This is a genomic window from Alteromonas sp. 4NS20-0143 (genome assembly GCF_057542855.1).
This window is the reverse complement of sequence record NZ_BAAJLR010000003.1, coordinates 267,841-293,828: the sequence shown is the minus strand read 5'-3', so window position 1 is coordinate 293,828 and position 25,988 is coordinate 267,841. Positions and strand designations below refer to the sequence as shown.

Annotated in this window: 21 protein-coding genes; 12 read left to right on the top strand and 9 right to left on the bottom strand. The window is 44.3% G+C overall.

The window, feature by feature from the left end:
• The first annotated feature begins 44 nt into the window (after positions 1-44).
• Together AC27HD_RS08530 and AC27HD_RS08525 are read left to right on the top strand one after the other, a co-directional pair.
• Positions 45-3,317 (top strand): WD40/YVTN/BNR-like repeat-containing protein, encoded by a 3,273-nt coding sequence (locus tag AC27HD_RS08530; RefSeq protein ID WP_487105073.1) that lies wholly within the window; start codon positions 45-47, stop codon positions 3,315-3,317.
• Positions 3,318-3,425: 108 nt separating this feature from the next.
• Positions 3,426-5,579, top strand: coding sequence for a TonB-dependent receptor plug domain-containing protein (locus tag AC27HD_RS08525; protein WP_487105071.1), 2,154 nt, complete (start codon positions 3,426-3,428; stop codon positions 5,577-5,579).
• A 159-nt stretch (positions 5,580-5,738) separates the two neighbouring features.
• On the opposite strand, the gene AC27HD_RS08520 is transcribed toward AC27HD_RS08525, so the two are convergent.
• A complete protein-coding gene (locus tag AC27HD_RS08520; protein ID WP_487105069.1) occupies positions 5,739-6,299 on the bottom strand; it encodes a PepSY domain-containing protein in 561 nt (186 codons plus the stop codon).
• Positions 6,300-6,411: 112 nt separating this feature from the next.
• On the bottom strand, positions 6,412-7,029 hold the full coding sequence (locus AC27HD_RS08515; protein ID WP_032097217.1) for a LysE family translocator: 618 nt from the start codon (positions 7,027-7,029) through the stop codon (positions 6,412-6,414).
• A gap of 386 nt (positions 7,030-7,415) precedes the next feature.
• Between AC27HD_RS08515 and AC27HD_RS08510 the strand changes: the two genes are divergently transcribed.
• Positions 7,416-8,105 (top strand): SDR family oxidoreductase, encoded by a 690-nt coding sequence (locus AC27HD_RS08510; protein ID WP_487105067.1) that lies wholly within the window; start codon positions 7,416-7,418, stop codon positions 8,103-8,105.
• 68 nt (positions 8,106-8,173) lie between these two features.
• Here the strand turns inward: AC27HD_RS08510 and AC27HD_RS08505 are convergent, their stop codons facing one another.
• Positions 8,174-8,443 carry a hypothetical protein gene (locus AC27HD_RS08505; protein WP_487105065.1) on the bottom strand — a complete coding sequence of 90 codons (270 nt, stop codon included), beginning with the start codon at positions 8,441-8,443 and terminating at the stop codon, positions 8,174-8,176.
• Between the two features lie 320 nt (positions 8,444-8,763).
• Between AC27HD_RS08505 and AC27HD_RS08500 the strand changes: the two genes are divergently transcribed.
• From AC27HD_RS08500 to gloA, 3 genes are all read left to right on the top strand, one after another.
• Entirely contained in the window at positions 8,764-9,666 is a 903-nt protein-coding gene (locus AC27HD_RS08500) for a dienelactone hydrolase family protein (RefSeq protein WP_487105064.1), read from the top strand.
• 395 nt (positions 9,667-10,061) lie between these two features.
• Positions 10,062-10,739 (top strand): YehS family protein, encoded by a 678-nt coding sequence (locus AC27HD_RS08495; protein ID WP_052010298.1) that lies wholly within the window; start codon positions 10,062-10,064, stop codon positions 10,737-10,739.
• A 142-nt stretch (positions 10,740-10,881) separates the two neighbouring features.
• Entirely contained in the window at positions 10,882-11,454 is a 573-nt protein-coding gene (gloA, locus tag AC27HD_RS08490) for a lactoylglutathione lyase (protein WP_487105063.1), read from the top strand.
• Between the two features lie 100 nt (positions 11,455-11,554).
• On the opposite strand, the gene AC27HD_RS08485 is transcribed toward gloA, so the two are convergent.
• The 4 genes from AC27HD_RS08485 to AC27HD_RS08470 form a co-directional block, all read right to left on the bottom strand.
• Positions 11,555-12,742, bottom strand: a complete 1,188-nt coding sequence (locus AC27HD_RS08485) for a M56 family metallopeptidase (protein ID WP_487105061.1) — start codon at positions 12,740-12,742, stop codon at positions 11,555-11,557.
• The gene (locus AC27HD_RS08480; RefSeq protein WP_487105059.1) at positions 12,735-13,115 is read right to left on the bottom strand and encodes a BlaI/MecI/CopY family transcriptional regulator; all 381 of its coding nucleotides are present in this window, start codon (positions 13,113-13,115) and stop codon (positions 12,735-12,737) included. The genes AC27HD_RS08485 and AC27HD_RS08480 overlap by 8 nt, the downstream gene beginning before the upstream one ends.
• A 195-nt stretch (positions 13,116-13,310) precedes the next feature.
• Positions 13,311-15,296: a class I adenylate cyclase gene (locus AC27HD_RS08475; RefSeq protein ID WP_487105057.1), complete on the bottom strand. Its 1,986-nt coding sequence runs from the start codon at positions 15,294-15,296 to the stop codon at positions 13,311-13,313.
• Between the two features lie 88 nt (positions 15,297-15,384).
• Entirely contained in the window at positions 15,385-15,945 is a 561-nt protein-coding gene (locus AC27HD_RS08470; protein WP_487105055.1) for a DUF4136 domain-containing protein, read from the bottom strand.
• 333 nt (positions 15,946-16,278) lie between these two features.
• Between AC27HD_RS08470 and AC27HD_RS08465 the strand changes: the two genes are divergently transcribed.
• Positions 16,279-17,034 carry a hypothetical protein gene (locus AC27HD_RS08465; RefSeq protein WP_487105053.1) on the top strand — a complete coding sequence of 252 codons (756 nt, stop codon included), beginning with the start codon at positions 16,279-16,281 and terminating at the stop codon, positions 17,032-17,034.
• Here AC27HD_RS08465 and AC27HD_RS08460 read toward each other — a convergent pair.
• A complete protein-coding gene (locus tag AC27HD_RS08460) occupies positions 17,031-18,692 on the bottom strand; it encodes an acyl-CoA dehydrogenase family protein (RefSeq protein ID WP_487105052.1) in 1,662 nt (553 codons plus the stop codon). The two genes, AC27HD_RS08465 and AC27HD_RS08460, sit on opposite strands and share 4 nt — an antisense overlap.
• Positions 18,693-19,202: 510 nt before the next feature.
• Between AC27HD_RS08460 and AC27HD_RS08455 the strand changes: the two genes are divergently transcribed.
• From AC27HD_RS08455 to AC27HD_RS08445, 3 genes are all read left to right on the top strand, one after another.
• Positions 19,203-20,012: a PaaX family transcriptional regulator C-terminal domain-containing protein gene (locus tag AC27HD_RS08455; protein WP_487105050.1), complete on the top strand. Its 810-nt coding sequence runs from the start codon at positions 19,203-19,205 to the stop codon at positions 20,010-20,012.
• A gap of 240 nt (positions 20,013-20,252) precedes the next feature.
• Complete coding sequence (locus tag AC27HD_RS08450) at positions 20,253-21,365, top strand: hypothetical protein (RefSeq protein WP_487105048.1); 1,113 nt, start codon at positions 20,253-20,255, stop codon at positions 21,363-21,365.
• 361 nt (positions 21,366-21,726) lie between these two features.
• Positions 21,727-22,194, top strand: a complete 468-nt coding sequence (locus AC27HD_RS08445) for a DUF3718 domain-containing protein (protein ID WP_487105046.1) — start codon at positions 21,727-21,729, stop codon at positions 22,192-22,194.
• Between the two features lie 202 nt (positions 22,195-22,396).
• Here AC27HD_RS08445 and AC27HD_RS08440 read toward each other — a convergent pair whose 3' ends face one another.
• A complete protein-coding gene (locus tag AC27HD_RS08440) occupies positions 22,397-23,737 on the bottom strand; it encodes a M24 family metallopeptidase (protein ID WP_032097203.1) in 1,341 nt (446 codons plus the stop codon).
• 352 nt (positions 23,738-24,089) lie between these two features.
• On the opposite strand from AC27HD_RS08440, the gene AC27HD_RS08435 reads away from it, so the two are divergent.
• Positions 24,090-24,881: a substrate-binding periplasmic protein gene (locus AC27HD_RS08435; protein WP_032097202.1), complete on the top strand. Its 792-nt coding sequence runs from the start codon at positions 24,090-24,092 to the stop codon at positions 24,879-24,881.
• A 52-nt stretch (positions 24,882-24,933) separates the two neighbouring features.
• Entirely contained in the window at positions 24,934-25,935 is a 1,002-nt protein-coding gene (rlmF, locus tag AC27HD_RS08430) for a 23S rRNA (adenine(1618)-N(6))-methyltransferase RlmF (protein ID WP_487105043.1), read from the top strand.
• Positions 25,936-25,988: the final 53 nt, after the last annotated feature.

Genomic DNA, 25,988 nt, shown 5'->3' with positions numbered 1-25,988 from the left:
TTTGTAACTTCATTAACGGAAAGTCCACAAACTAGGCAATAACAATGAAAAAAATAATTAACGCTGCAGTTGCTGTAACCATGGCACTGTCAAGCGTGCCAGCATTTGCAGATAAATCAGAGACAGATAAAAACGCCCCTTTCAGCACCGCTACCTTTAAAGCGATGGAAATGAGAAGTATCGGCCCGGCCTATATGTCTGGGCGAATAGCTGATATCGCCATCGATCAAAACCATCCATCAACCTGGTACACCGCGGTAGGTTCTGGCGGCGTGTGGAAAACGAAGAACTCCGGCACCACGTGGGAGCCTATTTTTGATAATGAAGCCGTTTATTCAATAGGCGATGTCACCATTGCGCCAAGTAACTCAAACATTGTTTGGGTAGGTACAGGTGAAAATAACGGCGGTCGTCATATCAGTTTTGGCGATGGTGTTTACAAATCACTTGATGGCGGTAAAACGTGGAAAAACATGGGGCTTAAAAAGTCAGAGCATGTGTCCGACATTATTATTCATCCAGAAAACCCCGATGTTGTGTGGGTGTCGGCGCAAGGCCCTTTATGGTCTGAAGGCGGCGAACGAGGGTTGTATAAAACCACCGATGGCGGCGAGAATTGGAAGCAGGTACTTACCCCTGATGATGAATGGACGGGGGTAACATCACTTCTACTAGATCCGAACGACCCCAACAGGCTTTATGCTGCAACATGGTCAAGACAAAGAACCGTTGCAAATTACGTGGGTACAGGCCCAGCAGCCGGTATTCACACCTCTGACGATGGCGGCGAAACCTGGACTGAATTAAAGACCGGTTTGCCGAAAGGTAACATGGGTAAAATTGGAATGGCGATTTCACCCATCGACTCCAACGTACTTTATGCGACGATTGAGATAGACAATCGCGAAGGCGGTTTTTATCGCTCAGCAAATAAAGGCGCAAGTTGGGAGAAGATGTCTGATGAAGTCGGTGGCGGTACGGGCCCTCACTACTATCAGGAAATTTTTGCTGATCAGCACCAAATGGATAGAGTCTACATTGCCAGCAATTACAGTAAAGTGTCTGACGATGGCGGAAAAACATGGACGCCTATCAATACTAAGCGCAAACACGTTGATGATCACGCGATGGCATTTCACCCCACTGACCCTGATTTTGTTTTAATGGGTTCTGATGGCGGTATTTATATGTCTCATGACAGAATGGATAACTGGCGCTTTATGGCAAACTTGCCATTAACTCAGTTTTATAAAGTCGCGCCAGATGATACTAAACCGTTTTACAATGTATATGCCGGTGCGCAGGATAACTCTACACAGGGCGGCCCCTCGCGAACGAATCGCGAAGAAGGAATTAAGAATAAAGACTGGTTTTTAACCCTAGGTGGCGACGGACATCAACCTGCTGTTGAACCGGGTAATCCAGATATTGTGTATTCTCAGTGGCAGCAAGGTAACCTCACTCGTGTGGACATGACCACGAAGGAAGGAGTGTATATTAAACCGCAGCCGTTGCCAGGCGACCCTGCGGAGCGATTCAATTGGGATGCACCTATTAATGTATCTGCTCACGATCCGAAGCGAATTTATTTTGCATCGCAGCGCGTTTGGCGCTCTGACGACCGTGGTGATAGCTGGACTGCGCTCTCGGGCGACCTCACTAAAAATGGTAACCGCATGCATATGCCCATGATGGGACGAACATGGTCTGTCGAGGCGGGGTGGGATTTATATGCAATGTCTGAGTATCACACCATTGCAAACTTTGCTGAAAGCCCGGTTGATGAAAATATTCTTTGGGTTGGCACAGACGATGGCATCATTCAGGTTACTACGAACGGCGGCAAATCGTGGAAAAAGATAGAGTTGGACGATATTCGAGGCATCCCTGCAACTGCTTATGTGAATGATATTCGTGCTGACCTTTTCGACCCGAATACGGTGTATGTTGCACTAGATAACCATAAATATGGTGACTATAAACCGTATCTTATTAAGTCGACTAACTTAGGCAAAAAGTGGACATCCATGGCAGATGAGCTGCCTGAAAAACACTTAGTGTGGCGTATTGTTCAAGATCACGAAAATAAAGACCTGATGTTTATCGGTACTGAATTCGGTATTTTCTTTACCGTCGACGGTGGAGAGCAGTGGGTAGAGCTTGAAGGTGGCATGCCTACTATCTCAACGCGAGATGTGAAAATTCAGCGTCGTGAGAACGATTTAGTGGCCGGTACTTTTGGTCGAGGTATTTATATACTCGACGATTATGCACCGCTTCGGTCGTTAACGAAAAAGTCGATGCAAGAAGACGCTCTGCTGTTTGCGCCTAGTCGCCCGGTTAAGTGGTATCAACCAGACGATAACCATACAGATTCAGACGGTGACGACCGCTATGTAGCTGAAAACCCAGAGCATGGCGCAACGCTGACTTACTACCTTAAAGACAGCCTGCTGACAGCGAAAGAGAAACGTCAAGAAGCTGAGAAAAAGCTTATGGAGGGTAAAGACAAATATCCGAAGTATCCAAGCTGGGAAGCGGTGGAAGCAGAAAATCAAGAAGCGGCGCCTGCAGTATACCTTGAAGTAAAAGACGCTGAGGGTGATGTGGTTAACCGAGTAGAAGGAAGCACCAAGAAAGGCTTGCACAGAGTTACATGGGATATGACCTATGCCAATGCAATGCCTATTACGGATAAAGAAAGTGCGAGTCGTTCACGTGGCGCATTAATGGCGTTACCAGGCAGCTACACGGCAACGCTGTTTAAGCGCGAAGGAACTACAATAACGCCGCTAGCCGAACCTGTTAGTTTTGTGCTTGAGTCTATCTACGAAGGTGCACTAGAAGGTGCGACAGTACAGGAACGTGCTGCCTATGATGGTAAAGTGAGTGATGCTCAAAAACGAGCGGTAACCACTACAAGCGTACTGGCTAATGTGAAAGACACGATGGAAGTACTTCGCAGTGCTATAAACCGTACTCAGGGTGATATCAGCAAGCTTGAAACACAATTTGCCGATGTGCAGACTGAAATTAATGCCTTAAGTCGAGAGCTTTATGGTTTAGAGTCTCGCAACCGCAAAGGAATAAAGCCTGCGAATATAACCAGCCGTTTACGTTACGCTCGCTCTGCCGTGGGGTCATCTTATGGACCTACTCAGCAGCATCAAGACCAATTGCGTTATGCTAGCGAAGGGTTGGTTGCAGTGAGTAAGCGCGTAAGTGCACTTCAGCAAACTACCGTACCTGAGCTACAGCGTGCAGTAGTGAATGCTGGCGGCCCATGGACAGTAGGTCTGCCGGTTATTACTGAATAACTGTTAATGCAATAAACGGGGTTTTATACCCTATAAAACGGCAGTGTTCTCACTGCCGTTTTCTTTTTATCTTCACTTAATTTTTCTATACAAAATAACATAGGCACTATGACAGGTTCGCGACTCTCTTTTTCTTTACACACCATCCGCAGTGCACCTGTGGCGGTGCGTGCACAGCTTATGTTTAAATCAGTTATTAGACTAGCGTTTATGACACCGCTTATGACAGCGCTTATGTTAACAACGTTTCCAGCCTATTCAGTAACGTTTGAACAATCAGAGGTTAGCAAATTAGGCCCTAACGAATCAGATGTAGAGAATATAGTGGTAAAGGCTACGAGACCCTACTACCACGATACGCTAGAGCGTATCCTTCCCCTATATAACTACTCACAGTCTTCAGTTGCCGAGCCCACTAGCATTAATGATGTATTAGTTCAGTCCCCGGTAATCAGCCTAAACGGGCAGGGAGGGCAAATTCAAAATGTGAGTATTCGCGGCTTTTCCCGCTGGCGAATTCAAACTTTGTTAAACGGCGTTCCTATTTTTAGCGATAGGAGAGCCGGTGCAAGTGCTGGCTTTATACCCCCTTCATGGATAACTCAGGTGTCAGTTGTGCCTGGCGCAGCATCGACATATCTAGGTTCTGGTGCAATAGGCGGCGCGGTTAACATGCAGATTGCTACACCCCATGAGCAGAATCTTTATGTCGGAATGCTGAACAATGGTGAGACCCAAGAATACGGGTATGAAGGCTTTGCGGACAGTTCATTTACGTCCAATACTGATAAGCGCCATGCGTATGCGGGAAGCACTGATTGGAAAGTCTCTTATCGCAATGCAGATAACACCCAGGATGCCAATGACAATGCGTTGTTTGAGCAATTTGAGCAAGCTGCGCTATTTGTACGACATCAGCCTGAGCAATCAAATATCACTGAGGCGTGGTCGCTGTTTTCACACAATAGCAATGTTGGAAAGTCGAGCAGTGATTATCCACAAGATAGAGTGACAACATACCCCAACAATACCCATTGGCTAGGCAAAGTCAGCGCGGTTTTCGATAACATTACTAGTAATGTGTGGTGGCATCAGTCTCAATTAGATACACAAACGTTACGGCCAGAAGCACGCATTAATGAAAGCAGAAGCAAAGCATTCGATTATGGCAGTGATATTGGAGGCAGGCAGCGTGTAGGTATGTGGCGAGTTAATTGGCAAGCTCAACTACAAGGACGTGAAGGGGTAAGAATTGATGAAAGTGAAACGCCGATAACATCGCTAGGCGCTCAAGTAACACCCGAGGCGGCAATATTAGCTCAAGCTCTCTCTTCACAAGAGCTTTCTATACAAGAGTTTTCTTTACAAGAGCTCCCTGCACAAGCTGCGGAGACTGACGCCTTTAACATCACCACACTTGATGCCAGTGAGATTGGATTGGCGGGCGTGATGGATGCCTCAAGAACGTTCCAGAAGCTTTCTGTAGCGGTAGGTACACGCCTTGACTGGCAGTATCAAAATCGAAGTGGATATAACGTAAAAAAGCTAAACGTTAGCGGGTTCACTGGTGCTAGCTATATGCTTTCTTCTCACTGGTCTGCAAGCTTATATGTTTCAAGCGCTTTCAGAAACCCATCGCTTACAGAACGTTTTTTCTCTGGAGTAACTCCTCGAGGCACAGTGCTGGGTGATGAGAACTTAGACACAGAGCAGTCTGTAAACATTCAAGGTGCGCTTTCATATAAAAGCAGACGATTATCGGCAACCACAGAAGTGTTTAGTCAAAAGATACATCACTATATCGAGCGCACAGAAGTAAGCGAAGATGTGTTGGAATATGTGAACTTAGACAGCGCCACTATTAATGGGCTGAGTTATACGGCTAATTGGGCACCGGATAATAGCAAGTTGTCTTTGCAGTTAAGCGGTGCTTGGATAAAAGGTGAGGACGAGAGCGGGGATGTTATCGCGGATATTCCCGCGCACAATCATCGGCTCACGGTGGGATACCAGCTGGGCACTATACGCTTTTTTTCAAACGTGCTTTATCGGGCTAGTAAAACAGACGTTGCTGATGGAGAGCGGTCATTAGATAGTGTAGTGACCCTAGATATAGGGGCATCTTTACCGTTTAATAATAAAGTGAATGGAAGAGTGAGTATTCGAAACCTCACTAATCAACTTTTTTACGTGAGTGCTGATGACAGGGCGGCTTTTGCTCAAGGTCGCAGCATTCAGTTTGCGCTACGGTTTTTGTTTTAGAGTGATTGCTTCAAAAGACTTGCTTTAGAGTGCTTGTTTTAAGGGGGGCTTCAAAAGACTTGCTTTAGAGTGCTTGTTTTAAGGGGGCTTTAAGAGACTTGCATCAGCGGGCCTGGTTTAACTAGCTTGTTGAAACTAAAGTGTACTGACCAGGTTGTACTAACTAGACTGCTGCAAGCGAGCCTGTTTTTTCCGATATTTACTTTTCAGCGTGGTAAATAACATTACTATGCCAGTTAACCAAATGACAAACAAAAGCAAAGCGGCGGGTAGAAACAGGTAAAGCTTAGCGCCCTCAAAAAACCAACTCCCGTCGTGGATAGACTCTATGGTGTCGGTACGTCGATACGCTGTTTGCAGCACCGCGCCAGTGTAGGCGTTAAGCTGTACTTCCCAATGATTATTGCCACGTACTTTTATGATGCCTTTGTTCGGTCTAATATCCAGTCTGTCAATGTCTTCCCAGCGCGTTAACTGGGCGTTGGATACGGTTTGGACTGCCTGTAAAATCTGATGCGAACTTATTATGGTACTGGACGAGTTTGTTGCTTCTTCTAAAAGAGTTTGGCTTACTTTTTGGGTTGGCGGCTGGATCCAGTCTATCTCCTTTTTCACCTGCAGCAGCAGGCCGCTACCAATCACGATGATGACGGGAAGAAAAATACTCAAGGAGATCCACAAGTGAAGATGTCGACTGAATTTTCGTAGTTTGTTGGGCATTCGAATACACATCTGAAACGGGCTAATACTATACTGCATAGGGCTTTCAGAGTAAAAGCGGTAGTCATGCTACTGACCGCTAAAAAACGGCTAAACAACCGCTTTTTAAGCGCTAAGTAAGCGCTAGCCAAATGCCCACACCAATCATAAGTGTGCCCGCTATTCGGTTCATTAACTGCACATTGTCGCTTTGCATTAATAAAGAGCGCATGGTTCGCCCACCTGATGCATAAATTAATAAGCAACTAAACTCTAGCACTAATATGATGGCGATTAAGCTAGCTAATTGATGCATCAGCGGTTGTTCAGGATTGATAAAAGGCGGCAGTAATGCAACAAAGAAGGCCCAACCTTTTGGGTTGGCAATGGCGGTTATAAAACCTTGCGAAATAAGGGCTAAACGAGAGGCCCGCTGACTTTCACCATCGGGCTTCAACGCCATTTTGCCTCGGGACAACCACATTTGCACGCCTACATAAAAAAGGTACGCGCCTCCGATGTATTTAAGGACGGTGAATACGGATGGGTAATTGAGTAACAGTGCAGCCACGCCAACAGAGGAAAGAGTCGCTACTAGCCCTACACCCGCCAGTTCACCAATCATCATCCATAAGGCACGTTTAACACCAATACTCATGCCCAGCGTCAGCGCAAGTGTCATACACATGCCTGGCGTTATGGACACAAAGAAAAATGTGGGAATAAAAAGAGACAGCAAGCCCCAGCTCATAAGAGGTATCCGCAGATAAAGAAAACAGGCGTGGAAGTTGCCAGAAAAGGCGATGGTGATCAATAACAAGTTGCGTATTGATTAACCGATATTTGCGTATTGTTGTTTTTGGCCCTGTAAGAACTTCTTGCCCGTTGAAAAATAAGCAGAACATGCTCAGACCAATGTTTGGGTGGTAATATTAAAACGTATATTAATCAGTGGTTTATGTTTTTTTGTGGACCGGCGTTTTTGGATCGCTTGTTGCAGCCTCTAGTTTAATGTTGAGCAAAGTAATCAGTAAGTAGAGCTAAAAGTAAGCGGGCACTTTCTCTCGAGCACATTTTTTCTCGAAGAAAGTATTCCAAAGAGTTCAGTGACTAGAAAGAAAAAAGGAGAACCTAATTATGAGTAAGACTAAACAATCTAAAGTAGTTGTTATCACGGGCGCGTCTAGCGGCATAGGCAAGGCAACGGCTAAATCACTCGTGCAAGAGGGGCATCGCGTTGCGTTAGTTGCAAGAAGTGAAGATAAGCTAAACAGTCTTGTGGAAGAGTTGGGTAGCGAGAATGCGTTTTCAGTAAAGGCCGATGTAAGTGATTTTGACGAAGTAGAGAACGCATTTGCCAAAATAAATGCGCATTTCGATAAAATAGACGTTGTTTTCGCTAACGCGGGAACGGGCGCGAGTTCTCCAGGTATTGAAAAGGGCGTCGTGAGCGATTGGTCAACTATGCTTGGGGCGAACGTGAACGGTCTTTTATATACAGCGAAAGCAGGGTTACCGTTTCTAAGAGAAAGCAAGGGGCATTTTATTCTCACGGGCTCAGTAGCCGGACGCATTGCTCTTAAAGGCTCAGTATACGGCGCTAGCAAGTGGTTCGCTTATGGCTTCGGTCTAAACTTAGCCGAGGAAATGCGTGAATGGGGAGGGAAATGCACAACCATTTGCCCGGGTATGGTAAATACACCATTTTTTGATGAACCTAAAGAAGACAAACTGGCACCAGAAGATATTGCAGATGCTGTTAATTACGCATTATCAAGCAGCGACAAAGCGTGTGTAAGAGAAGTATATGTAATGCCAACGTCGTAACTTTCAGTTATTACAGACCGCGGTTCTGATTATTAGGCCCAAAGGTGTCAGTAATCACGGGCGAGCCGCTATTGCCGCTTGCGTTGCCTAAAAAGTCCTAACTTAATGGCGATGCAGGTGGCAATCAGTGTAGTTGTAAAGATAACTGAAACTCTTAGTAATAATTCAAGCTTATCCGTTAGTTCAAAAGAAGCAGATGACACACTTAATACGAGATTGCTTGTTACAGTGATACTAAAAATATAGGCCATGTAGCCAACAATCAACTTTACATTTTTTTGCACGGTATCCTCCTGATAGTCCATTCCAATAAGGGCTCTCGCCACTTCCATGCTCAATTAATTTTCCGCGTTCGCAGAGCAATCAATGTCGCTATGTTCCAATGTTAATACTAGTTTTAACGCTAGCCCTACCTTTAGCTAAAGTTCGTAATGCTAACGATGAATCATAAAAAGAGTAACTGGTCATCAAGACTGTTTTCTTTCTAACTACATTAACCATGGATATCAACGAACGTTGAGCCTTATGACACTAAACTGATAACTCTTGCTTTTAATCGCGTTTTTTCGTTTTTGATGCGTAAATCTCTGTAAGGTGTGATTACTTTGTGCTCAATGTTATTTAAGACGATTAACCCTACAACTTGGCAGGCAAAAGAATGAAAACAGATAAACCTTCTGTAACGATCCCTCAAGAAGCTTTTGATTGGTATGACGAATATGCTCATGGCGACATAGATAGGCGCACCTTTTTAACCCGCGTGGCCTCGTTGTCCATTGCGGGCCTGTCTGCTGGTGTTATTGGCAGCGCTCTTATTCCCGACTATGCCAAAGCTGAGCAAGTGTCCTTTAACGACCCCGCTATTAAAGCAACATACGAAGAGTTTCCGTCCCCTGAAGGCCATGGTACTGGAGGTGGGTATTTAGTAGTGCCAACTGAGGCAAGTGCCGAGAGCCTTATGCCGGCGGTTGTTGTGGTGCATGAAAATAGAGGGTTGAACCCCTATATAAAAGACGTGGCAAGACGCTTAGCCATGCAAGGGTTTATTGCGTTCGCGCCAGATGCTTTATTTCCCTTAGGAGGTTATCCAGGTAATGATGATGACGGTAGGTCAATGCAGCGAAGTCTCGATAGACAAAAAATTGAACACGATTTTATGGCGGCCGCAAAATGGCTAAGTCACCACGAAAAAACCTCAGACAAGCTTGGTGTGGTTGGTTTTTGCTTTGGCGGATACATCAGCAACCTCTTAGCCGCTACCCTTCCTGATATGATTGATGCGGCCGTACCGTTTTACGGTACTCCTGCAAAAGAAGAGTTGCAGGCTCAAGTGAATGGGCCGCTGCTCCTGCATTTTGGTGAGAATGATAAGCGAGTGAATGCGACCTGGCCGGAATATGAAAAAGTGCTGAAGGCCAACGGAGCAGAGTATACCGCTCATGTGTACGACAAAGCTCAGCATGGCTTTCACAACGACTCAACAAGTCGTTACAGCCCCAAAGATGCCGAACTTGCATGGCAACGCACCGTTGATTTCTTCTCGACTCACCTTAAAGCCTGATAAGTCGTTGAGCGAGTAAACCTACAAATAGTCAGCGAGCTCTTAACGTAAAACGTCTCAAATTCATAAAAGCGCCTCTCAGGCGCTTTTTTATGTAGAGCATCTTTATAATATTGCAGAGTGGTATAAAAGCATGGAGATGGCGGTAAAACCTTAACTGAGTTAAACTACGCACATCTGCATGAGCTGTTGCAGCCGTTGAATTAACGGTCGCGTTTTACTGATTTTGTTCTGCTTGTGCGCTGCTAGCACGTAAGCACCGTGCAATAAATTAGCGCAACGCTCGGCTCTAGCTCGGCTCTACTGCGACGCTTCGCTTGAATATAGCACTGTGCTCAAAAGGCCTTAGCGTAATCAAACACAATAACTACTTCTATCCTTAAAGGTTATCAATCATGTTCCACAACGATGTTCTACGCCGCATTCGCTATGCGCTTGCTATAAACGATACCGCGGCTATCAGTATTTTTAAGCTGATGGATTACGAAATGGACATAGATTATCTTCATAGCATCATGAAAAAAGAGGATGAAGAAGGTTATTTGCCATGTAGAGACAAGATCCTTGCAATGTTTTTAGATGGTTTAATTATCAAAAATCGCGGTAAGCAAGAAGGACTAGCGCCCAAAGAGCTCGGCCCAAAAGAGCGCTTGAGTAATAATGAGATACTGCGAAAAATTCGCATTGCGATGAGCTATAAAGACGAAGATATGATTGCCGTATTGTATATGGCTGATTTCAGGCTGAGCAAAGGCGAGTTGTCAGCGCTATTTCGAAAGCCTGATCACCGCAACTATAAAGCGGCCGGCGACCAGGTTGTACGAAATTTACTGCAGGGTATGGTAATTAAGTATCGCCAAAATACGAAACCGCGTACGTCTAATCAAAATGCATTTGCATCAAAAAGTAAAGGTGGTGTTACGGCTAAGTCTAGCTCGTCTGAAACACAGAAAGCAGGCCCTAAAACCCTTAACCTCAAGAACTCAGGCGCCAAAAAGCAAACAGTCAAAAAGAAGAGTAATACCTATCGCGTAGATAATAAGCCCACCGACTCTGCGCGGAGTAAGGGCTAGCTCTTCTGCAGTTAGGTAGAAGTTGGCAAGGAAATCGATAGATAGCAGAAATGGCGGGCGAGCGGCAGTTGAAAGGTAAGTGTTCAGTGCACATAGTATTTCTATTAACATGGACAACTAATGTAAAGCGAGGAAGACCCTTATGGCTAAAACGATAGATACACCGACCAGTAGACATTTCGATAATGCAGATGGGCTTTGCGAAGAAAAAAGCGACGCAACAAGAGGGTTTGTTTTTAATCAAACTATGTTGCGAATTGCTGATCCCAAGCGCACCTTAGACTTTTATACCCGCGTGATGGGTATGACGCTGATAAAGCGACTAGACTTTGAAGAAATGAAGTTCAGTTTGTATTTTCTAGCGGCAGGGGATGACTTTTCGGATATAAGCGATGACGCAGAGATGCGCACGGAGCAAACTTTCGGTCGCCCTGCGATGTTAGAACTTACTCACAATTGGGACGACACCCCAGAAAACGCGTCTTACCACAACGGTAACAGTGAGCCAAAAGGTTTTGGCCATATTGGATTTCACGTGCCAGATGCTGAGGCTGCCTGCGAGCGATTTGAATCCCTTGGCGTGCCATTTCAGAAAAAGTTAAACGACGGGTCTATGAAAGGCATTGCGTTTATAAAAGATCCCGACGGCTATTGGATTGAAATTTTTGATGCCAGCAAGGTAGCAAAAACCTGCGCGCCGCATTTAAAAGGTTAAAACAACGCACCTGATATTTTGTAAGCGTTTCTAAGCTGTTTTATAAAAACACTAAAAGGAGCCGCGCTCCTTTTAGTATTCTTCCTACATCCTCCCTTCGTTAGTCAGCATCGTCAGAAGACAACTTGTAGTCAAGCTGCACTAATAACCCTGTTTGCCTTAATGCTTGGCGATTTTGAACCCGCGGCTTATATTGCCACTGCTTAAGGGCACTACTGGCACTTTTATCAAATACGCCTTCAGGTGACGACTTTACTACCGTTATGTTATCGGTAGTGCCTGTTTCTGTAATATCAAATTGCAATACTACATACCCTTCAGTATTTGTCTTTGCTGCGTCTTCAGGGTAAGCCGGTGATACGTGAGCTATCGGTGAGGCTTCATTGACCTTAGCGTCGATTGCCTTATGGTCATTTCCCTCAGCAAGATTTTTCGGCGGTGGCGGCATATTGGCCGCAGCAGTATTCGCCATTAGCAATACGCTCAGTGCCACTGCAACGAATGCGGCTAGTCGATTCTGTGGAAGCTTATCTTTCATTAACATTAAACGTTTTTTCATGGTGTTTTTTTCTCCAAAGGTAGGGTACAGACTCAGTGTCTGCTGGGATTGATCGGCACACTGTACGAGTGCTTTTGCATAAACAAGTGTCTCCTTATCGCTTTTGTTTGATAGAACTTTGTAGTCACAGGCTAGTTCTTGGTTAGTTCGAAATGCTTTAAGCGCAATCCAAACGAGAGGGTTGAACCAAAAAATCGTCATTAAAACAAAGGTAAAACCATTCCACAGATGATCCCTGTGACGCTTGTGGACAGATTCATGCTCGATAATCATTTGCTGTTGCGCTTCACAAAACATGCGCTCAAAGTTCAGGGGCAGCACTATTTTAGGGTTAACAAAACCAAATAGCATGGGCGTTTTTGCCTTAGATGAGTAATAGGCCACATCACCGCTAGTGCTTATCTTTTTTAAAGAGGCAGTAAGAGATAGATAATGCACAAGCGTAGTAACGATTAACGCGCCCGCACCTAGTACCCAAAGATAAAGAAGTACGTCTATGTGCTGCACCGTGAATGTGGGAGTCGTGTTCACTATATATCTAGAAAATGAGTCACTTGTTACCGATACACTGTAAATAGGTAGGTTGTTCAGGAGTAATACAGCTGGCACTGTGGCCCACAATTTGTAGGTAAACATAGTGCCCATCTTTGCGGTAAATCGCTCTGCTACCAGCATTAAAACGAGGGCAATACTTAAAGCACCTTGTTGTGCTATTAACCATTCAGTCATTGTCTTCTTCCCATTGTGCTATTAATGCTTTTAACTCGTTCACATCATCTTTTGACAATGTTTTCTGGGTTGCAAACCCTGCTACTAATGGCGTGATTTTGCCCTTGAAAAGCTTGCCAACGAAGCTCTCCGTCTCTTGTGCGGTATAGTCTTCTCGCGCGATAAGTGGGTAATACAAATATTGACGCTGCTGTTTTTCAAAACCAATAACGCCTTTTTTTACTAGTCGGCCTAATAAGGTTTTAATTGTTTTCTCATGCCACTCTTTATGGCTAGACAGGGCTTGCACCACGTCGCTCGCACTTGCAGGGTTGCGCTCCCACAGTACGTCGAGTACATCAAATTCTGCATTGGAAATATCGGGTTTAGACATGGTCTTGCTTACCTCTATCTTTTTGATTACAACTGTAGTCTTTCATTTAAGATTACATCTGTAATCGCTCTTTGCAAGTTTTTTTAGTTCTTTTTTTCATCAATGTAAAAGGAGGGTAGATCAAATCAGCTTAGGTTTGGTGTTACTGTGGGCTAATTAAAAAAACGAGTTAGGACGGGAAAAGTAAGACTTACATCAATGAACCACGGAAAATGTAAGGTCTGTAGATTCAAGAAACTCACCTAGAATACGTGACTGTTGATTTCCTCGAGGCACCATAACGTAGCATTTAGGCTTCGGCGAGACCTCTGAAAGTTCGTACCAGAGACTATCTAGCACGTCCGCACCGTGTTTTAAAAACGTCTCACCCCACGTGGTGCTGTAAAGTACATACACATCTTCTACTGTAGGTTTTTGGCGAAGGGTGGGGAAATTAACTAATGCCATGCATGTCATAATGCGTTCTGGTGCCAGTAAATCCTCTCGCGGCAATGCAGATACCCGTACTGGTGGAAACAACGCGCACAGGTGTTTTAGCAGGTCATTGAGGTCGAGTTCGCTAATTTCGCAGTAGTTGTAATCTAGATGAATTTTTGTGTTCGTGTCCATTATGCGACTGGCAACACACCACACAAGTAACGCCACTGCATTAGATGCTTGTGAAATCTTTTGCGATTCATCGATAATACCCGACTTGCTCAGCCTATCACCCGCGTAAGCGGTCCATATCTCATCGCCATTCTTAAGTGTTCTCACGGCTATGGTTACGGTGGGGCAATATAAACTCTCATCAAATGCTCTGCGAAGAAACTCCACCTTGTTGTGTTTTTTACCGTAAAACGTGCTCAATCGGCGGCCGAGTACCGTCATGTCTTTTTCATCCATGATTTGGGTTTGGCCATCAAGTTGACTGGATATGCGTCTATAGCATTTCAGTAAAAAGCGATGTATGCGACGACTTAATTGAACACGCTCGTTAAAGTTCCATTGTTGAATATTATCAAGGTGCTCTAATGACTTTCTGCTCCAGCCCCAACTTTTTGCATAGGCGGCTATAATTCGTCGTTTAAAGTTAGGTGTTTCTCCCTCATACAAGGGCTGACTGAGACTACATCCACATTTTAGGTACAAACACTGCTGCAAAATAAGAATATCTTCTGGTTGGCCATAGGCAGTGTAGTGGGTGATCAGCTCATTGAACATAAGCGCATAGGGGTCAATATCAGTTACTTTCCCTGGCGCGTCAGAGCCCAAGTGAACATGCTTTTTAAGGGTGTTGCACAGTGGCTGCTCGCTGCCAATATTGGCCAGATAGACTTCTAACTTTGCCATTTTTAGCAGCGACTTAAATGGCGAATCCATTGCCTTACCTAACTGCCATATGGCTGCGCCAAATAGCTCGCCGGCATCAAGTTTTTCTAAATGGCCTAAATCCATAAACCAATCTAAGTCGGGAGAACCTCCTTTTTCAAGGCTTCCCAAAATGCCGTCGTATTGCTTTATGGTCGACTTTTCTGGTGTTAGCCACCAAAAGGGCACTTTCCCCGCTACAACAATGTTCGTGCTATAAAATTCCGCTTTTAAAAACAATGCTTGCGCAGAGCCGGCACTTTCTCCGTCTGCAACGCCAAAGTCATTGTGTTTTACCTTCTCGATATCAGAGAGAAAAAAGTGTACTTCAGTACCCCATTTTTTATCAGCCCATTGCTCAATTGCTCTTAGCTTTTGAGTTAATAAATCGAGGGATTGGGGAGAAAACTGCTTTCCGTCTACACACACCCAATAATCAAAATCTGACGTATCGGTTTGCGCAATTGTGCCTATGCTGCCCATTAAAACCAGCGAGTCTATACACCGCTGGCGAGGCCAAATAGATTTAATATCAGCAAATAAGGACTGCAGTGACGGAAAACAGCGCGTCAGCGCCATCTCAATATCTTTTCTGAATGAGTAATTGTTGATACCAAATGGCACTAATACATCGTTTGAAGGCGATTCAACATATCCAGGTAAATCGGGGTGATTAACGTGGATTAAAAATGGCAATACGTGAAACAGGGGTCTGTTTTCAAGGGGCAATAAACTTAAGGCACGCTCTGTTCGTGATTTGTTGTATCGCAATACGCGCAGCAACCTTATCGTAAGGTTTTTCTGTAAAGAGAGCGATTTTTGCTCAACCATAACTTAGTCTTTGCCCACTTGCTTTTGCTTGAGGTCTATTGTCTTGTATTTTATACCAAGCATAGCGCGATTCACTGCTATCTGCTTGTTATTTATCTTTAGTGTTTGGGTAGTTATCGAGAAGTGATTCTACGAGTTCGTTTAGCGCCCGTTGAACGGTAATCGCATCATTTGCTTTAATTTCGGTACTGCCCGACGCACTGTAAACAAAGGTGTTTTCCTTTGTGACGTCTATTTGCAAGTTTTGATATTCCGTAAATTGTTCTCCAACAGGAATGCTAAACACGCTACCTATCGATATTCCGCCCGAACGTCCAAATGTGCCGCTGCCTAGGCCTATGTTTAAACGTGTGCCGTCATCTTTAGATTCAACAAAAGGGAAAAAACCGATGAAAACGTCAGCTTCATCCTGTGAAACCTCAGTTAATCCTTTCGCTGTCATTACCTTAGCAATGGTCGCTGCAATACTGTTTTCAAGGGTTGGGTTTACACTGTTTAGCGGTGGTTTCACGTAAAAGCTATTTATGCTTTGAAAGTCTTGTGTTTCGTCTACGCTGATAGACGGGGCGTTAGAGGCACAGCCCGTTAATAAACCACCGAACGCGATCAAACAGAAAAGCAGTTGAATCTTTCTAAATCGTTCTCTCATCGTCTTATCCCTTATTTTTGTCGATCTTCTTTTACCGTTTGAAAAGGGCTTTTGCAATCAGTTGATTATGATTGGTTAACTCCCTAAGCCCTTGCGGTTTATTATCCACAGGATCGCTTATTGCGCGATCAATGGCAATATCACAGGCAACATCTATGGAAATGACCTTGTGAATAATTAGACTAATTCATAATTGTTTAAAATATGAACATCGTTGATACTCCGCCCGTTTTCAATTTCACGAAATAACTTATGTTCAAACGACTGCTCACGATGACTGTTTTTATAATGTGCTACACAGCCAGTGCAGCGGATGCGCCAAGTAGCGGGTTAATGCAGGTGGATAAGACAGAAAAGGTGACGATAACCTGGGCGGTAAATCCGGCTCCTCCTTTTTACGTACTAGAGGGAAAATATAAATCACAGGGTATCTGCGATGTGCTTATTGACAAAATAATCCCCCAAATGAATAAATTTAAACATACGAAAGCCATCATGCCCCAAGCGAGAGTCAATCTGCAGAGCGAGCGAGATGAAAACATTTGTTTCCCTTGCGTCATCAAGCGCAAGGATGATCTTACATGGCGCTTTTCTAATGCCACTACAGTACACCCTCCTCTGGGGATAATTGCTCTACCCGAGACGGTAAAACCTTATCTAGATTCAGATGGGCGGGTATCGCTTGCGGAGCTAATAAACAGTACAGCGTTCACTTTCGCTAAACCTGTTTCAAGAAAATACCCTGACAAGCTACAGATACTTGTAAAACAGTTGGAGCAAACATCGCGCTTTGAAACTATTGCAGGCGCTGACTCCACCACCAGGATACTTAGCCAACTGATGTACGGCCGCATCGACTTTACGCTCGAGTATCCGTCTATTCTGAAGTATTTCACCTTGACCGGCGGCCCGAGCAAGCTGCAATATTACTACACCACAGAGTTGGGGGAGACCCCCATACCTGGTGCGGTGGGTTGTACCAATAATGCGTGGGGAGAAAACGTTATAGAGCATGTGAACGAAGCGCTAAAATCCATTGTCGATACTCCTGACTATAGGGCATCCCAAGGGTTCTGGCTTTCACCTTAGCTTCTTTGTAATAAAGCCCCTGCAGTAATAATCTCCTCGCATGGCGTAGAGGCCGGTAACGTACCAAATGCCAAACCATGATGGCCGGCCAGCCTGCTCTCGCAAAAGCTGTGAGCAATATTGCGTATTTCAGCATCGTCGTTATTCAGCAGTACACAAGCCTGCAGCGCTAACGCAGTTTGCTCTGTTAACAAGCGGCTTCGCATTTGCAGCGATGTAGTATCGCTAAAACTAGTTAAAAGTTGCGCGACATACTCATCAAAATGCGTATTTTTTCCTTTTGCACTTTGTAGTTCCGTAAATAACGCCTTCTGCGTAGCTGGTTCTTTTGCCATGGCCCGCAACACATCCAAACACTGCACATTGCCGCTGCCCTCCCAAATTGAGTTTAGGGGCGCTTGGCGGTACAACCGCGGCATTATGTTTTCTTCCACATAGCCAATACCACCGAGACATTCTTGGGCTTCATTTACAAATGTTGCGGTACGTTTACAAATCCAGTATTTGCCAATCGCTGTGCTAATACGAGCAAGAGCAGCCTCATGAGGGGTAGTGCTGCTTTCATCTACGGCCTTTGCCACTCGCATAGTCAGCGCTGTAGCCGCCGCGCTCTCGATGGTGAGATCTGCCAACACATTTTGCATAAGAGGTTGGTTGATAAGCGTATTGCCAAAAGCGTCTCGATGGCTAACGTGGTGTGTTGCTTGAACGAGAGCCTGCCTCATAAGAGCGGAAGAGCCAATCATGCAGTCGAGTCGGGTGAGCGATACCATATCGATGATCACAGATACGCCGCGACCTTCCTCACCAAGTAAATAAGCCGTCGCCTCTTGAAATTCTACTTCGGATGATGCGTTGCTCCAATCCCCCAGCTTGTCTTTAAGGCGCTGAATACGTACATGATTTAGTTCTCCACTTTCAAGTATCCTAGGGAGAAGAAAGCAGCTTAGTCCGCCTTCTGCCTGAGCCAATACGAGGTGGGCATCACACATTGGCGCAGAATAAAAGAATTTATGTCCGGTAATGGCGTAGCTGCCGTCAGCGTGTTGCACAGCTTTGGTAGTATTGCGCCTTACATCGGAGCCTCCTTGTTTTTCCGTCATGCCCATACCCACAGTAATGCCGTTCTTTTCAAGTGCGGGGAGTTCTCGCGGGTCGTACGCACCGTTTATCAGTTTATCGAGCCAATATTTTGGAAGATGTTCGGAGTACTTCATAGCAGGTACGGCTGCATGGGTCATTGTTAGCGGGCAGGTAGTACCTGCATCAGTCTGGCTATGCATATAAAGCAGGGCCGCGCGAATAACATGAGCTCCACTTGCTGAGCTGTTTTGCCACGAATACGAGTGAACCTGATGCTCCATGGCCGAGCCCATCAGAGCATGATAGCTTGGATGAAATTCTACTTTGTCGGTTCTGCGTCCATATCGGTCAAACGCGTGTAAAACGGGCTTGTTTTTGTTGGCAAGTTCACCATGTTCAAACTGCACGTGACCGCTGTATTGGCCGAACTGTTCAAGCAGTGTGGGAACAGACGCATGGTGGTGCTGTCTCACCATACTTTGTAGTAGCGGGTCAGCGAGCCAAAGGTTGTAAGCAGAGAGCGCATAAGGTTGATTTTCTACCTCATGGGTATGAAATTTGTTTGTTGCTATCATGTTACTGGCCCGTCAGTTGCTATCGCTTTAATAAGAAACTAGCTAAGAAGTTAATTAGCAAAGAAGTTAAATAAAGAAATTACACAAAACGATAAAATAAGTCAAAATGCGTAATGTTTATTATTGGGTTTCCTTCGGTAATTTGTCGTTAAATGGGGAAGCGGCAAAGTGGATAGCTGTTCAGTGAGCTATCGTTAAAAGGGCAGTCGTAAAGCAGGCAACCGTTAAATGGACAGTCTTTAAATGGACAGCAGTAAAACGGGAGAGCCGATGGCTAGCTCTTTATCAGATAACTGTTTTGACGCAGAAAAAGAGGATAATAATGTGGGATTCTTTTTCTTAAAAACATGATGTTAAGTATTAAAAGCGGTATGAAAAAACCTGTGGTGGACGTACTTGGGATGTAGTTTGGGTATAGGTAAGCGATTTAAATGAGATGTTGGCAAGAGGCATGTTTGAGAGAGATGTGTAAAAGATATGAAGGAAAGATGCAAGTGAAGGGAAAACAGTTTGAATAAAGCGGAAACAAAAAAGCCAGCTGCAAGAAAATTGCTGCTCAAGCTTTTAGGCTCTAGAGCAAAGGTGAAAATGACAGCGTCAAGTGCCGTGCGTGTAGGTCGCCTTTTTGCTATCTCTGAAAATAATATCAGAGTCACTATTAATCGTTTACACAGTGCTGGCGTGTTATCGCTTGTCGATAGGGGCTACTACCAACTTGGGAAAGAGGGCGTGGATTTTGCGCGAGAGATCAATAGCTGGCGAAATGCGGAAACTTCATTGCTACCTAGCTGGAATGGCGATTGGATAGTGGTGCACACGCATATGCTAGCTAAAAGTGATAAGAAACAGGCTAGACAGAATGACCGTGCATTAAAAATTCTTGGGTTGAAAAAGCTGCTTCCTGATATGTACATCAGACCTGCAAACATTCAAGGTGGTGCCGGTGTGGTTAGAGAAAAGCTGCAGGTACTAGGATTAAGTCAACAGGCAGTGGTGTTTTGCGCATTCGATTTAGATTCAAAGCTACATCTGCGAACACGTAAATTGTGGAATACCGCAGAGTTAGAGCAGCGCTATCAGCAGGGCGTTACTGAACTAAAACAATCGTTAAATCGCCTGCCAACGCTGTCATTAGAAGACGCCACAAAAGAATCGTTTGAAATTGGGGACAATGCACTTCATCAGTTAGTGTTCGACCCACTGTTGCCCTCACCATTGATAAATGAGTCGCTGCGAAGAGAGTTCGCAGAACTAGTTAAACACTACGACGATATTGGTGCGCAGATTTGGCATCAGTTTTTATCATTAGATAATACCTAGGGCGTGTTGATCTTTGCTTGGCTAAAATAGCAAAAGAACCAGCGCGAAAGCGCTAGGAAAGGAAACGCTTAAGATATACAAATAATGGTATGACTTCTGCTTATCTAATGCTTAACTAACGCTTAAGTAGAGACAAAGAGCACCGAGCACCAATCGCCTATTGTTTACTTGTTTGTTAGGTTTTATTCATTGCATTCCCGAGTCGCCGTTGCATAAGTTGTCGTATTACAAGGAGTAAATATGTCCACATCTCGTCCATTGTTTAAACATATTCGAAATCACACATCGTTATTTACTGAGTTATCTCAGTATCGCGATACCGCGTTAGATTCCCTCGGATTTGCGAATTACGAATTTCACAAAGTGCCAAAGTTCATCACCGAGGATGGGCAAAGGCTGACCATTGAGCCTGAGCGCAGCATTGTGTTGCCAAATGTGAAAATGCTAAGCGGTGTTAGAGCAAAGCTAGAAAAACACATACCGTCTTTCAAAATGGTAGAGAACAGCGAAATTGGGTATCGTTATCCCACTGCGGCCCTTGCAAACTTAGATGCCCCTTTTATTAAGCGAATGCGTTCAGAGTATTTTCACAAGGTAGATGAGGATCGCAGTATTTGTCGTCCAGTGAATCTATCTTACGGTATTAAAAGTCGAGGAAAAGCTGACAATCGCCAAGAATACGAAGTGTGGATGCCCGACGAGGCACCTGAGCAAAACCCGTTGCCATTACTCATAGAGCGCTATGGCGAAGATTTGCCTAATGACGTTCGTCATTTTGTAGAGCAACCCTCAAAAGTGCACGGTTGGATGGGAGTAAAGCGAGCTGCATTTGAGGCGCTTTATACCGATAAAATACACTGTGGCGACCTTATCATTTGTATTGCCATGAGCGTAGATGCTTACAACATTGGTGCAAAACCTGACTTATCTTTTTCGCCTGAGGCCGATAGTTCAATTGCTGTGAGCAATGCTGAGCTAGAGTGGGAAGTAGAGGGTTATTATGCACCACGAGGGTGGCAGTTTGATCATGATATGGTGTGGAGCGCCATTCAACACACTCTCGAAGCGGTTAATGCGCCGTTGGTAGACATGTACAGTAATACGTTGATACCGATTGCAGAAAGCAAGACCGAGCGGATTTTGTCAACGCTCACTTCTCTAGGAGTTACCCAAGAAGAGATTGACCATTTGAATCTACAACCTTGGGAATTTTTGCAAACAGAAAGCACACACAGAATGAAGCATAAAGATCCTAATCACTCTGTAAATTTGTTAGGCAGACTTAACCGTCTTTTCTATCAACCTGAAAACCCACTCCCATCGTTGAACTGGATGCACGACCTTATTAGCTAAATTCAACATAACCTGTTGAAGGCGTCCCTTTTATTAAAGAGTCTATCCGTAAAAAAGTGCGTTTGTTCCCAGTAGAGCAGGCGCGCCTAAAATCTTCGCTATAAAAGCCTCAATTGCACAAGCCTCAGTTTCGAAGCTTCTTGTCTAAAAACACGCCCTAATACCATCCTCTGTAATTGTAAACAAAACGATAAACGTGATGCTTTTATGTAAATTACTTTCAGTATCAACGTAATTTGAATGTTTTTATACTTATTTGTGTAATTTAATTACATTAAATGCTTTATTTATCCATTTTACTGGTCATAATGTAGTCATTGCTTTCGCAATATCTAATTAAGTTACAAAAATAGGAATACATATGAAACTGTCTATATTTGCTATCTCACTTCTTTTCTCTGTTGCTGCTACTCAGTCTTTTGCTAAAGACGTTCGCTTACAGCCTGTGGATGAAAACATCGAAACAAAAGCGTGTTTAACTGCCGCAAATGAAGGCTATCAGCCAGCGCTTCGCTTAGTGCGCGCGAATGGTTTTGACTCTGACGAATTCAGTGCATCAGTTCGTTGTAATGGAGAGTCATTAAGAACGTTTGCTTTCATGTACAGAAATAATCAGGTATCTGAAAATGCCAAGAAAGTTGCTCTAGTGGCTAAAAATGACAATGCCGCATCACAGGCTTGTTTAGAAGCACTCACCATCGGTAAAGACGAAGCGTTAACTAAATATGGTTTGAAAGGTGAGAGCGTGATTTGTAATCGCAAAGACATCGCTGATTTTGTTCGTACCTATAAATCGCAAAATGTAGAAGTTCGCACTGCTGACGAATAACCGTTAGGGTAGCGTTACGAACAAAAGCTATTAGCAATATCAGTTTCGGGGCCCTTTGCTTACAGAGCAAAAGGCCCGTCACTTTACTTACTTCTCTAAGCCTGAATGGCTAACTTCTCCAAGCCCGTATGGCTTCGTTTTACTGACTCGTTTTACTTCCTTGTTGTATTAACGCTCAGTCGCTAACGTTGCGTTTTAGTACTTACTTAGCTTCAGAAGAAATTAAATGAAACTCTGTTTGTCTCCCGTCTAAGTAAGACACCGAACTACCGTCAAAAAACGCATCTTCCTCTAGCATAATCCTGACTTCTTTACCCCAATCTTCAATCATCACAGCGGCATTAAGCTCAATCGAATATACGGTATTTTCATACATAGGATAGTCGCCTTTTATGGGTACTCCTTCTTGCGCATCCCACATACCAATGGTTGGTCCTGCTGCATGCCCGTGTAATCCAAGCGGGTGGGTATAAATAGTGGGCTTTATATTCTCTTCTATGGCTTGGCTTCGAGAGCGCTTTAAAATTTCATTGCCTGAACGACCTTTCTGAAAATTAGTGGTTAAGATATCTTGCAACCTATTGCCCTTTGTAAGTGCGTCTTTTAGATACTCAGGCGCATCCGTTTCACCAGGTTTTAAAATGTAGGCATGCTGCTGTTGGTCGGTATTTAAGCGCAAATAGGTAATGCCAAAATCAACGTGAATAAGGTCGCCAGGTTGAATAATATTTTGCTCTGGTCGCTTGCTGAAGGCCTTTATCTGATCAAAAGCTTCGCTGTCTGCCCGTTGAATTGACACGGTTGGATGAAACCAATTTTTAAGACCTAGCTCGTTGGTTCGGTCTCTCAACCACCACACAACATCATCAGTGGTGGTAACGCCAGGTGTGATCACAGTATTGGAAAATGCAGTGGCAATAAGTTTATGGCCGATTTGCGTCAGTATGGGATAGAACTCCATTTCCATATCACTGCGTGTTTCTAGCCACCCAATCGATAGCTTCTCGCCAGATACCACACGGTTTCTGTAGGCTTTCGGTAACGCCGACATAAATAGGGTTTTTTCGGTAGAGGTCATGCCGTCGGCGAGGGCAAAAGCGCCTGAAGTATTGATGGCTATCTTGCTAGGGTTTCGCTGCTTGATAATGTTGGCGAGTGCTTTGAATTGATTGGGCTGCTCTTCTTTATCCCAGGCTTTTTCAAAACTATTAGCAACCGCATAGCGTGCTACGGCTAATCGCTCTAAGGGTTGTCCCTCGCCTTGGTCATAGATGACTAACATAGTATGTCGTCTGGCCGACAGCCAAGTTGACGGGAGCATTGTTTTTAACACCGGATCTTCGTTGTATTCTCGAGACATAATTACCCACATGTCGATATTTTCTCGTCGCATGATGTGAGGTAAAACAGTGTCAAAACGTTGAGCGATGATGTTATCAATGACATCACTTCGCTCCTTCATGGACAATATGTCTTGAGACCACGCGAATGGGCACGAAAATAGCGCAGACAAGAACACAACACCTATTAATAACGCTCTCATAAATTTCCTTTTTTGTGGTACGATTTACGACCTTAGCATAGTCTGTGTTACATCGGCATGCGGTATTTTTTGCGTCAAAGATGAAAGGGTATGCGCCGATTTGGCTGCTAATACAACAAACATTTATTTGGCTAAATAAGTGCTAACCTTACACAGATAAACTCTAACGGGTTCTGGTTGTAATAAGAGTGCATCTAGAAAAGCGCTATTAGTGATAACAGCCCCACTATTGATACATAGCTTTGATACATAGCATTGAAACACAGTATGGATACACACAGTATTAACCGTACACTATTAACATAAAACGGCATCAGCGAATTGAATTGCACGTTTTAGACAGTGATTGCAGATGAAACAGATAGTTTTAGTTTTTCTCCTACTTATTCCGGCCTATGCATTAGCAAAAGAGGCGGCAAAGGCAGCATTGCTGTCTCAAAATGTGTATACACAGGCAAAACAAACGCCAACACAAACAGAACCGACAGTAGTAAAGTGGGGAACTGATGTCTGGCCCAATTATACCGATAGAGACGGAACAGGCTTTTATCACGAGCTTTTGTCTGCGATATACTCAGAGCCTGAGTATTCTTTACGTGTAGAATATTTTCCCTGGCAACGAACACTCAAAAATCTGGCAACGGGTGAAATAGACCTTACCGGTTCGCTTCCCAAATCAGCTTCCTTTTACCAGTCTAAGTGGCCCGTCATTAACGAAGACATCAATGTTGTTTCACTTAATGATGAAGCCATCAACAGCGGCTATCTATCCTCTAACGTAGGTGCTTACAGAGCGGGTTATGAGGACGATGTTTTTTATGCAGCATTGCCGAAAAGTGCGAAAGGCGTTTCGGTTGAAAGTGCAGAGCAAGCATTAGCGCTTCTAAAAAAGGGCAAGGTAGATTACTTCGTCGATTTGCGCAGCATTATCATCCCGCTGATGGATAAAGAACAAACAGACCAGGGCTCGTTGGTGAAAGTAAGAACAATTGGGCGATACAAGCTGTATTGGTCTTTTGTTTATAATGAACAAGGAAAGCGGTTGAAGCGGCACTTTGATGACCAAATTGAAATATTACGAAGCAATGGCGTTTTGCAATCGATGTATGAAAAGTACAATTTAGAACTGCCCGTCAAAGAATAATATCAACGCGCCATAAACCTCAAATCAGCACTTTATTTAGAAGAGCAACACAATGCATCCTCGCAGTTATCACAACGATGGATACCCCATGGCAGCACTTTGCGCGTCATTTTCTCCATTAAAACCCCATATTATCCTCGCTAAAAGTGGCCAAAAAAGTATTGATTTTGCTAATCCTGAGGCTGTTATTGCATTAAACGCAGCGTTACTGGCGCACTATTACAATGTTAATCAGTGGCAGCTGCCAAAAGGCTACCTTTGTCCGCCTATACCGGGACGTGCAGATTATGTTCATGGTATAGCCGACCTTCTCGTCGATTCTCAAAAGATGCCAGAGCCATTGAAAAGAGATGCGAGCGACAATCAAACAAATGTAAGTTCATCAAAAAACGTGAATAACATAAAAGCGCTGCTTGGCAATAAGGTGAGAGGGCTTGATATAGGTGTAGGCGCTAACGCTATCTATCCCATTATTGGATCGCAAGTTTATGATTGGTCGTTTGTAGGAAGCGATATTGATGAAGTCGCTTTTGATAATGCGTCGGCAATAGTGAGAAATAATAGCCCGCTGCAGTCGCGTATTGAGATAAGAAGACAGCTGCAAACTGACAACATATTCGCCGGAATAATTGGTGACGATGACCATTTTACGTTCACCATGTGCAACCCCCCGTTTCATAAATCTGCACAAGATGCGCTTGCCGGTAGTGCCCGTAAAAATAGAAATTTAGCCGCGAACAGAACAAAGCGTTCGGGCAAAAATACCCGTGCCGAGGCTGGAAAAAAATCACATGCTAAGACGAGTTTGAACTTTGCAGGTCAGGCAAACGAGCTGTGGTGTGAGGGAGGTGAATTAGCGTTTATTCAACGAATGATAAAGGAAAGCGTTGAATTTAAGCAAAACGTCACCTGGTTTACGTGTTTAGTGTCTAAGTCTGAGCACATAAAGCCTATCGAAAAAAGCCTAGCGTATTACCGTGCCACACAGGTAAGAGTAGTGAACATGGGGCAGGGCAATAAACAAAGTCGGTTTGTTGCCTGGCGCTTTGCATAGCCGCTATTTAGTCGTTACTAGTAGCTATCGGTTTGAAGCATCGTTTTTCGAGG

What these genes read in the sequence shown, in the direction of transcription:
- AC27HD_RS08440 (WP_032097203.1), bottom strand. Translation starts at nt 23,737, where the DNA reads ATGAGAGCGTTATTAATAGGTGTTGTGTTCTTGTCTGCGCTATTTTCG.
- AC27HD_RS08500 (WP_487105064.1), top strand. Translation starts at nt 8,764, where the DNA reads ATGAAAACAGATAAACCTTCTGTAACGATCCCTCAAGAAGCTTTTGAT.
- AC27HD_RS08530 (WP_487105073.1), top strand. Translation starts at nt 45, where the DNA reads ATGAAAAAAATAATTAACGCTGCAGTTGCTGTAACCATGGCACTGTCA.
- AC27HD_RS08510 (WP_487105067.1), top strand. Translation starts at nt 7,416, where the DNA reads ATGAGTAAGACTAAACAATCTAAAGTAGTTGTTATCACGGGCGCGTCT.
- AC27HD_RS08475 (WP_487105057.1), bottom strand. Translation starts at nt 15,296, where the DNA reads ATGGTTGAGCAAAAATCGCTCTCTTTACAGAAAAACCTTACGATAAGG.
- AC27HD_RS08445 (WP_487105046.1), top strand. Translation starts at nt 21,727, where the DNA reads ATGAAACTGTCTATATTTGCTATCTCACTTCTTTTCTCTGTTGCTGCT.
- AC27HD_RS08480 (WP_487105059.1), bottom strand. Translation starts at nt 13,115, where the DNA reads ATGTCTAAACCCGATATTTCCAATGCAGAATTTGATGTACTCGACGTA.
- AC27HD_RS08515 (WP_032097217.1), bottom strand. Translation starts at nt 7,029, where the DNA reads ATGAGCTGGGGCTTGCTGTCTCTTTTTATTCCCACATTTTTCTTTGTG.
- AC27HD_RS08470 (WP_487105055.1), bottom strand. Translation starts at nt 15,945, where the DNA reads ATGAGAGAACGATTTAGAAAGATTCAACTGCTTTTCTGTTTGATCGCG.
- rlmF (WP_487105043.1), top strand. Translation starts at nt 24,934, where the DNA reads ATGCATCCTCGCAGTTATCACAACGATGGATACCCCATGGCAGCACTT.
- AC27HD_RS08460 (WP_487105052.1), bottom strand. Translation starts at nt 18,692, where the DNA reads ATGATAGCAACAAACAAATTTCATACCCATGAGGTAGAAAATCAACCT.
- AC27HD_RS08465 (WP_487105053.1), top strand. Translation starts at nt 16,279, where the DNA reads ATGCAGGTGGATAAGACAGAAAAGGTGACGATAACCTGGGCGGTAAAT.
- AC27HD_RS08450 (WP_487105048.1), top strand. Translation starts at nt 20,253, where the DNA reads ATGTCCACATCTCGTCCATTGTTTAAACATATTCGAAATCACACATCG.
- AC27HD_RS08495 (WP_052010298.1), top strand. Translation starts at nt 10,062, where the DNA reads ATGTTCCACAACGATGTTCTACGCCGCATTCGCTATGCGCTTGCTATA.
- AC27HD_RS08520 (WP_487105069.1), bottom strand. Translation starts at nt 6,299, where the DNA reads ATGCCCAACAAACTACGAAAATTCAGTCGACATCTTCACTTGTGGATC.
- AC27HD_RS08435 (WP_032097202.1), top strand. Translation starts at nt 24,090, where the DNA reads ATGAAACAGATAGTTTTAGTTTTTCTCCTACTTATTCCGGCCTATGCA.
- gloA (WP_487105063.1), top strand. Translation starts at nt 10,882, where the DNA reads ATGGCTAAAACGATAGATACACCGACCAGTAGACATTTCGATAATGCA.
- AC27HD_RS08525 (WP_487105071.1), top strand. Translation starts at nt 3,426, where the DNA reads ATGACAGGTTCGCGACTCTCTTTTTCTTTACACACCATCCGCAGTGCA.
- AC27HD_RS08485 (WP_487105061.1), bottom strand. Translation starts at nt 12,742, where the DNA reads ATGACTGAATGGTTAATAGCACAACAAGGTGCTTTAAGTATTGCCCTC.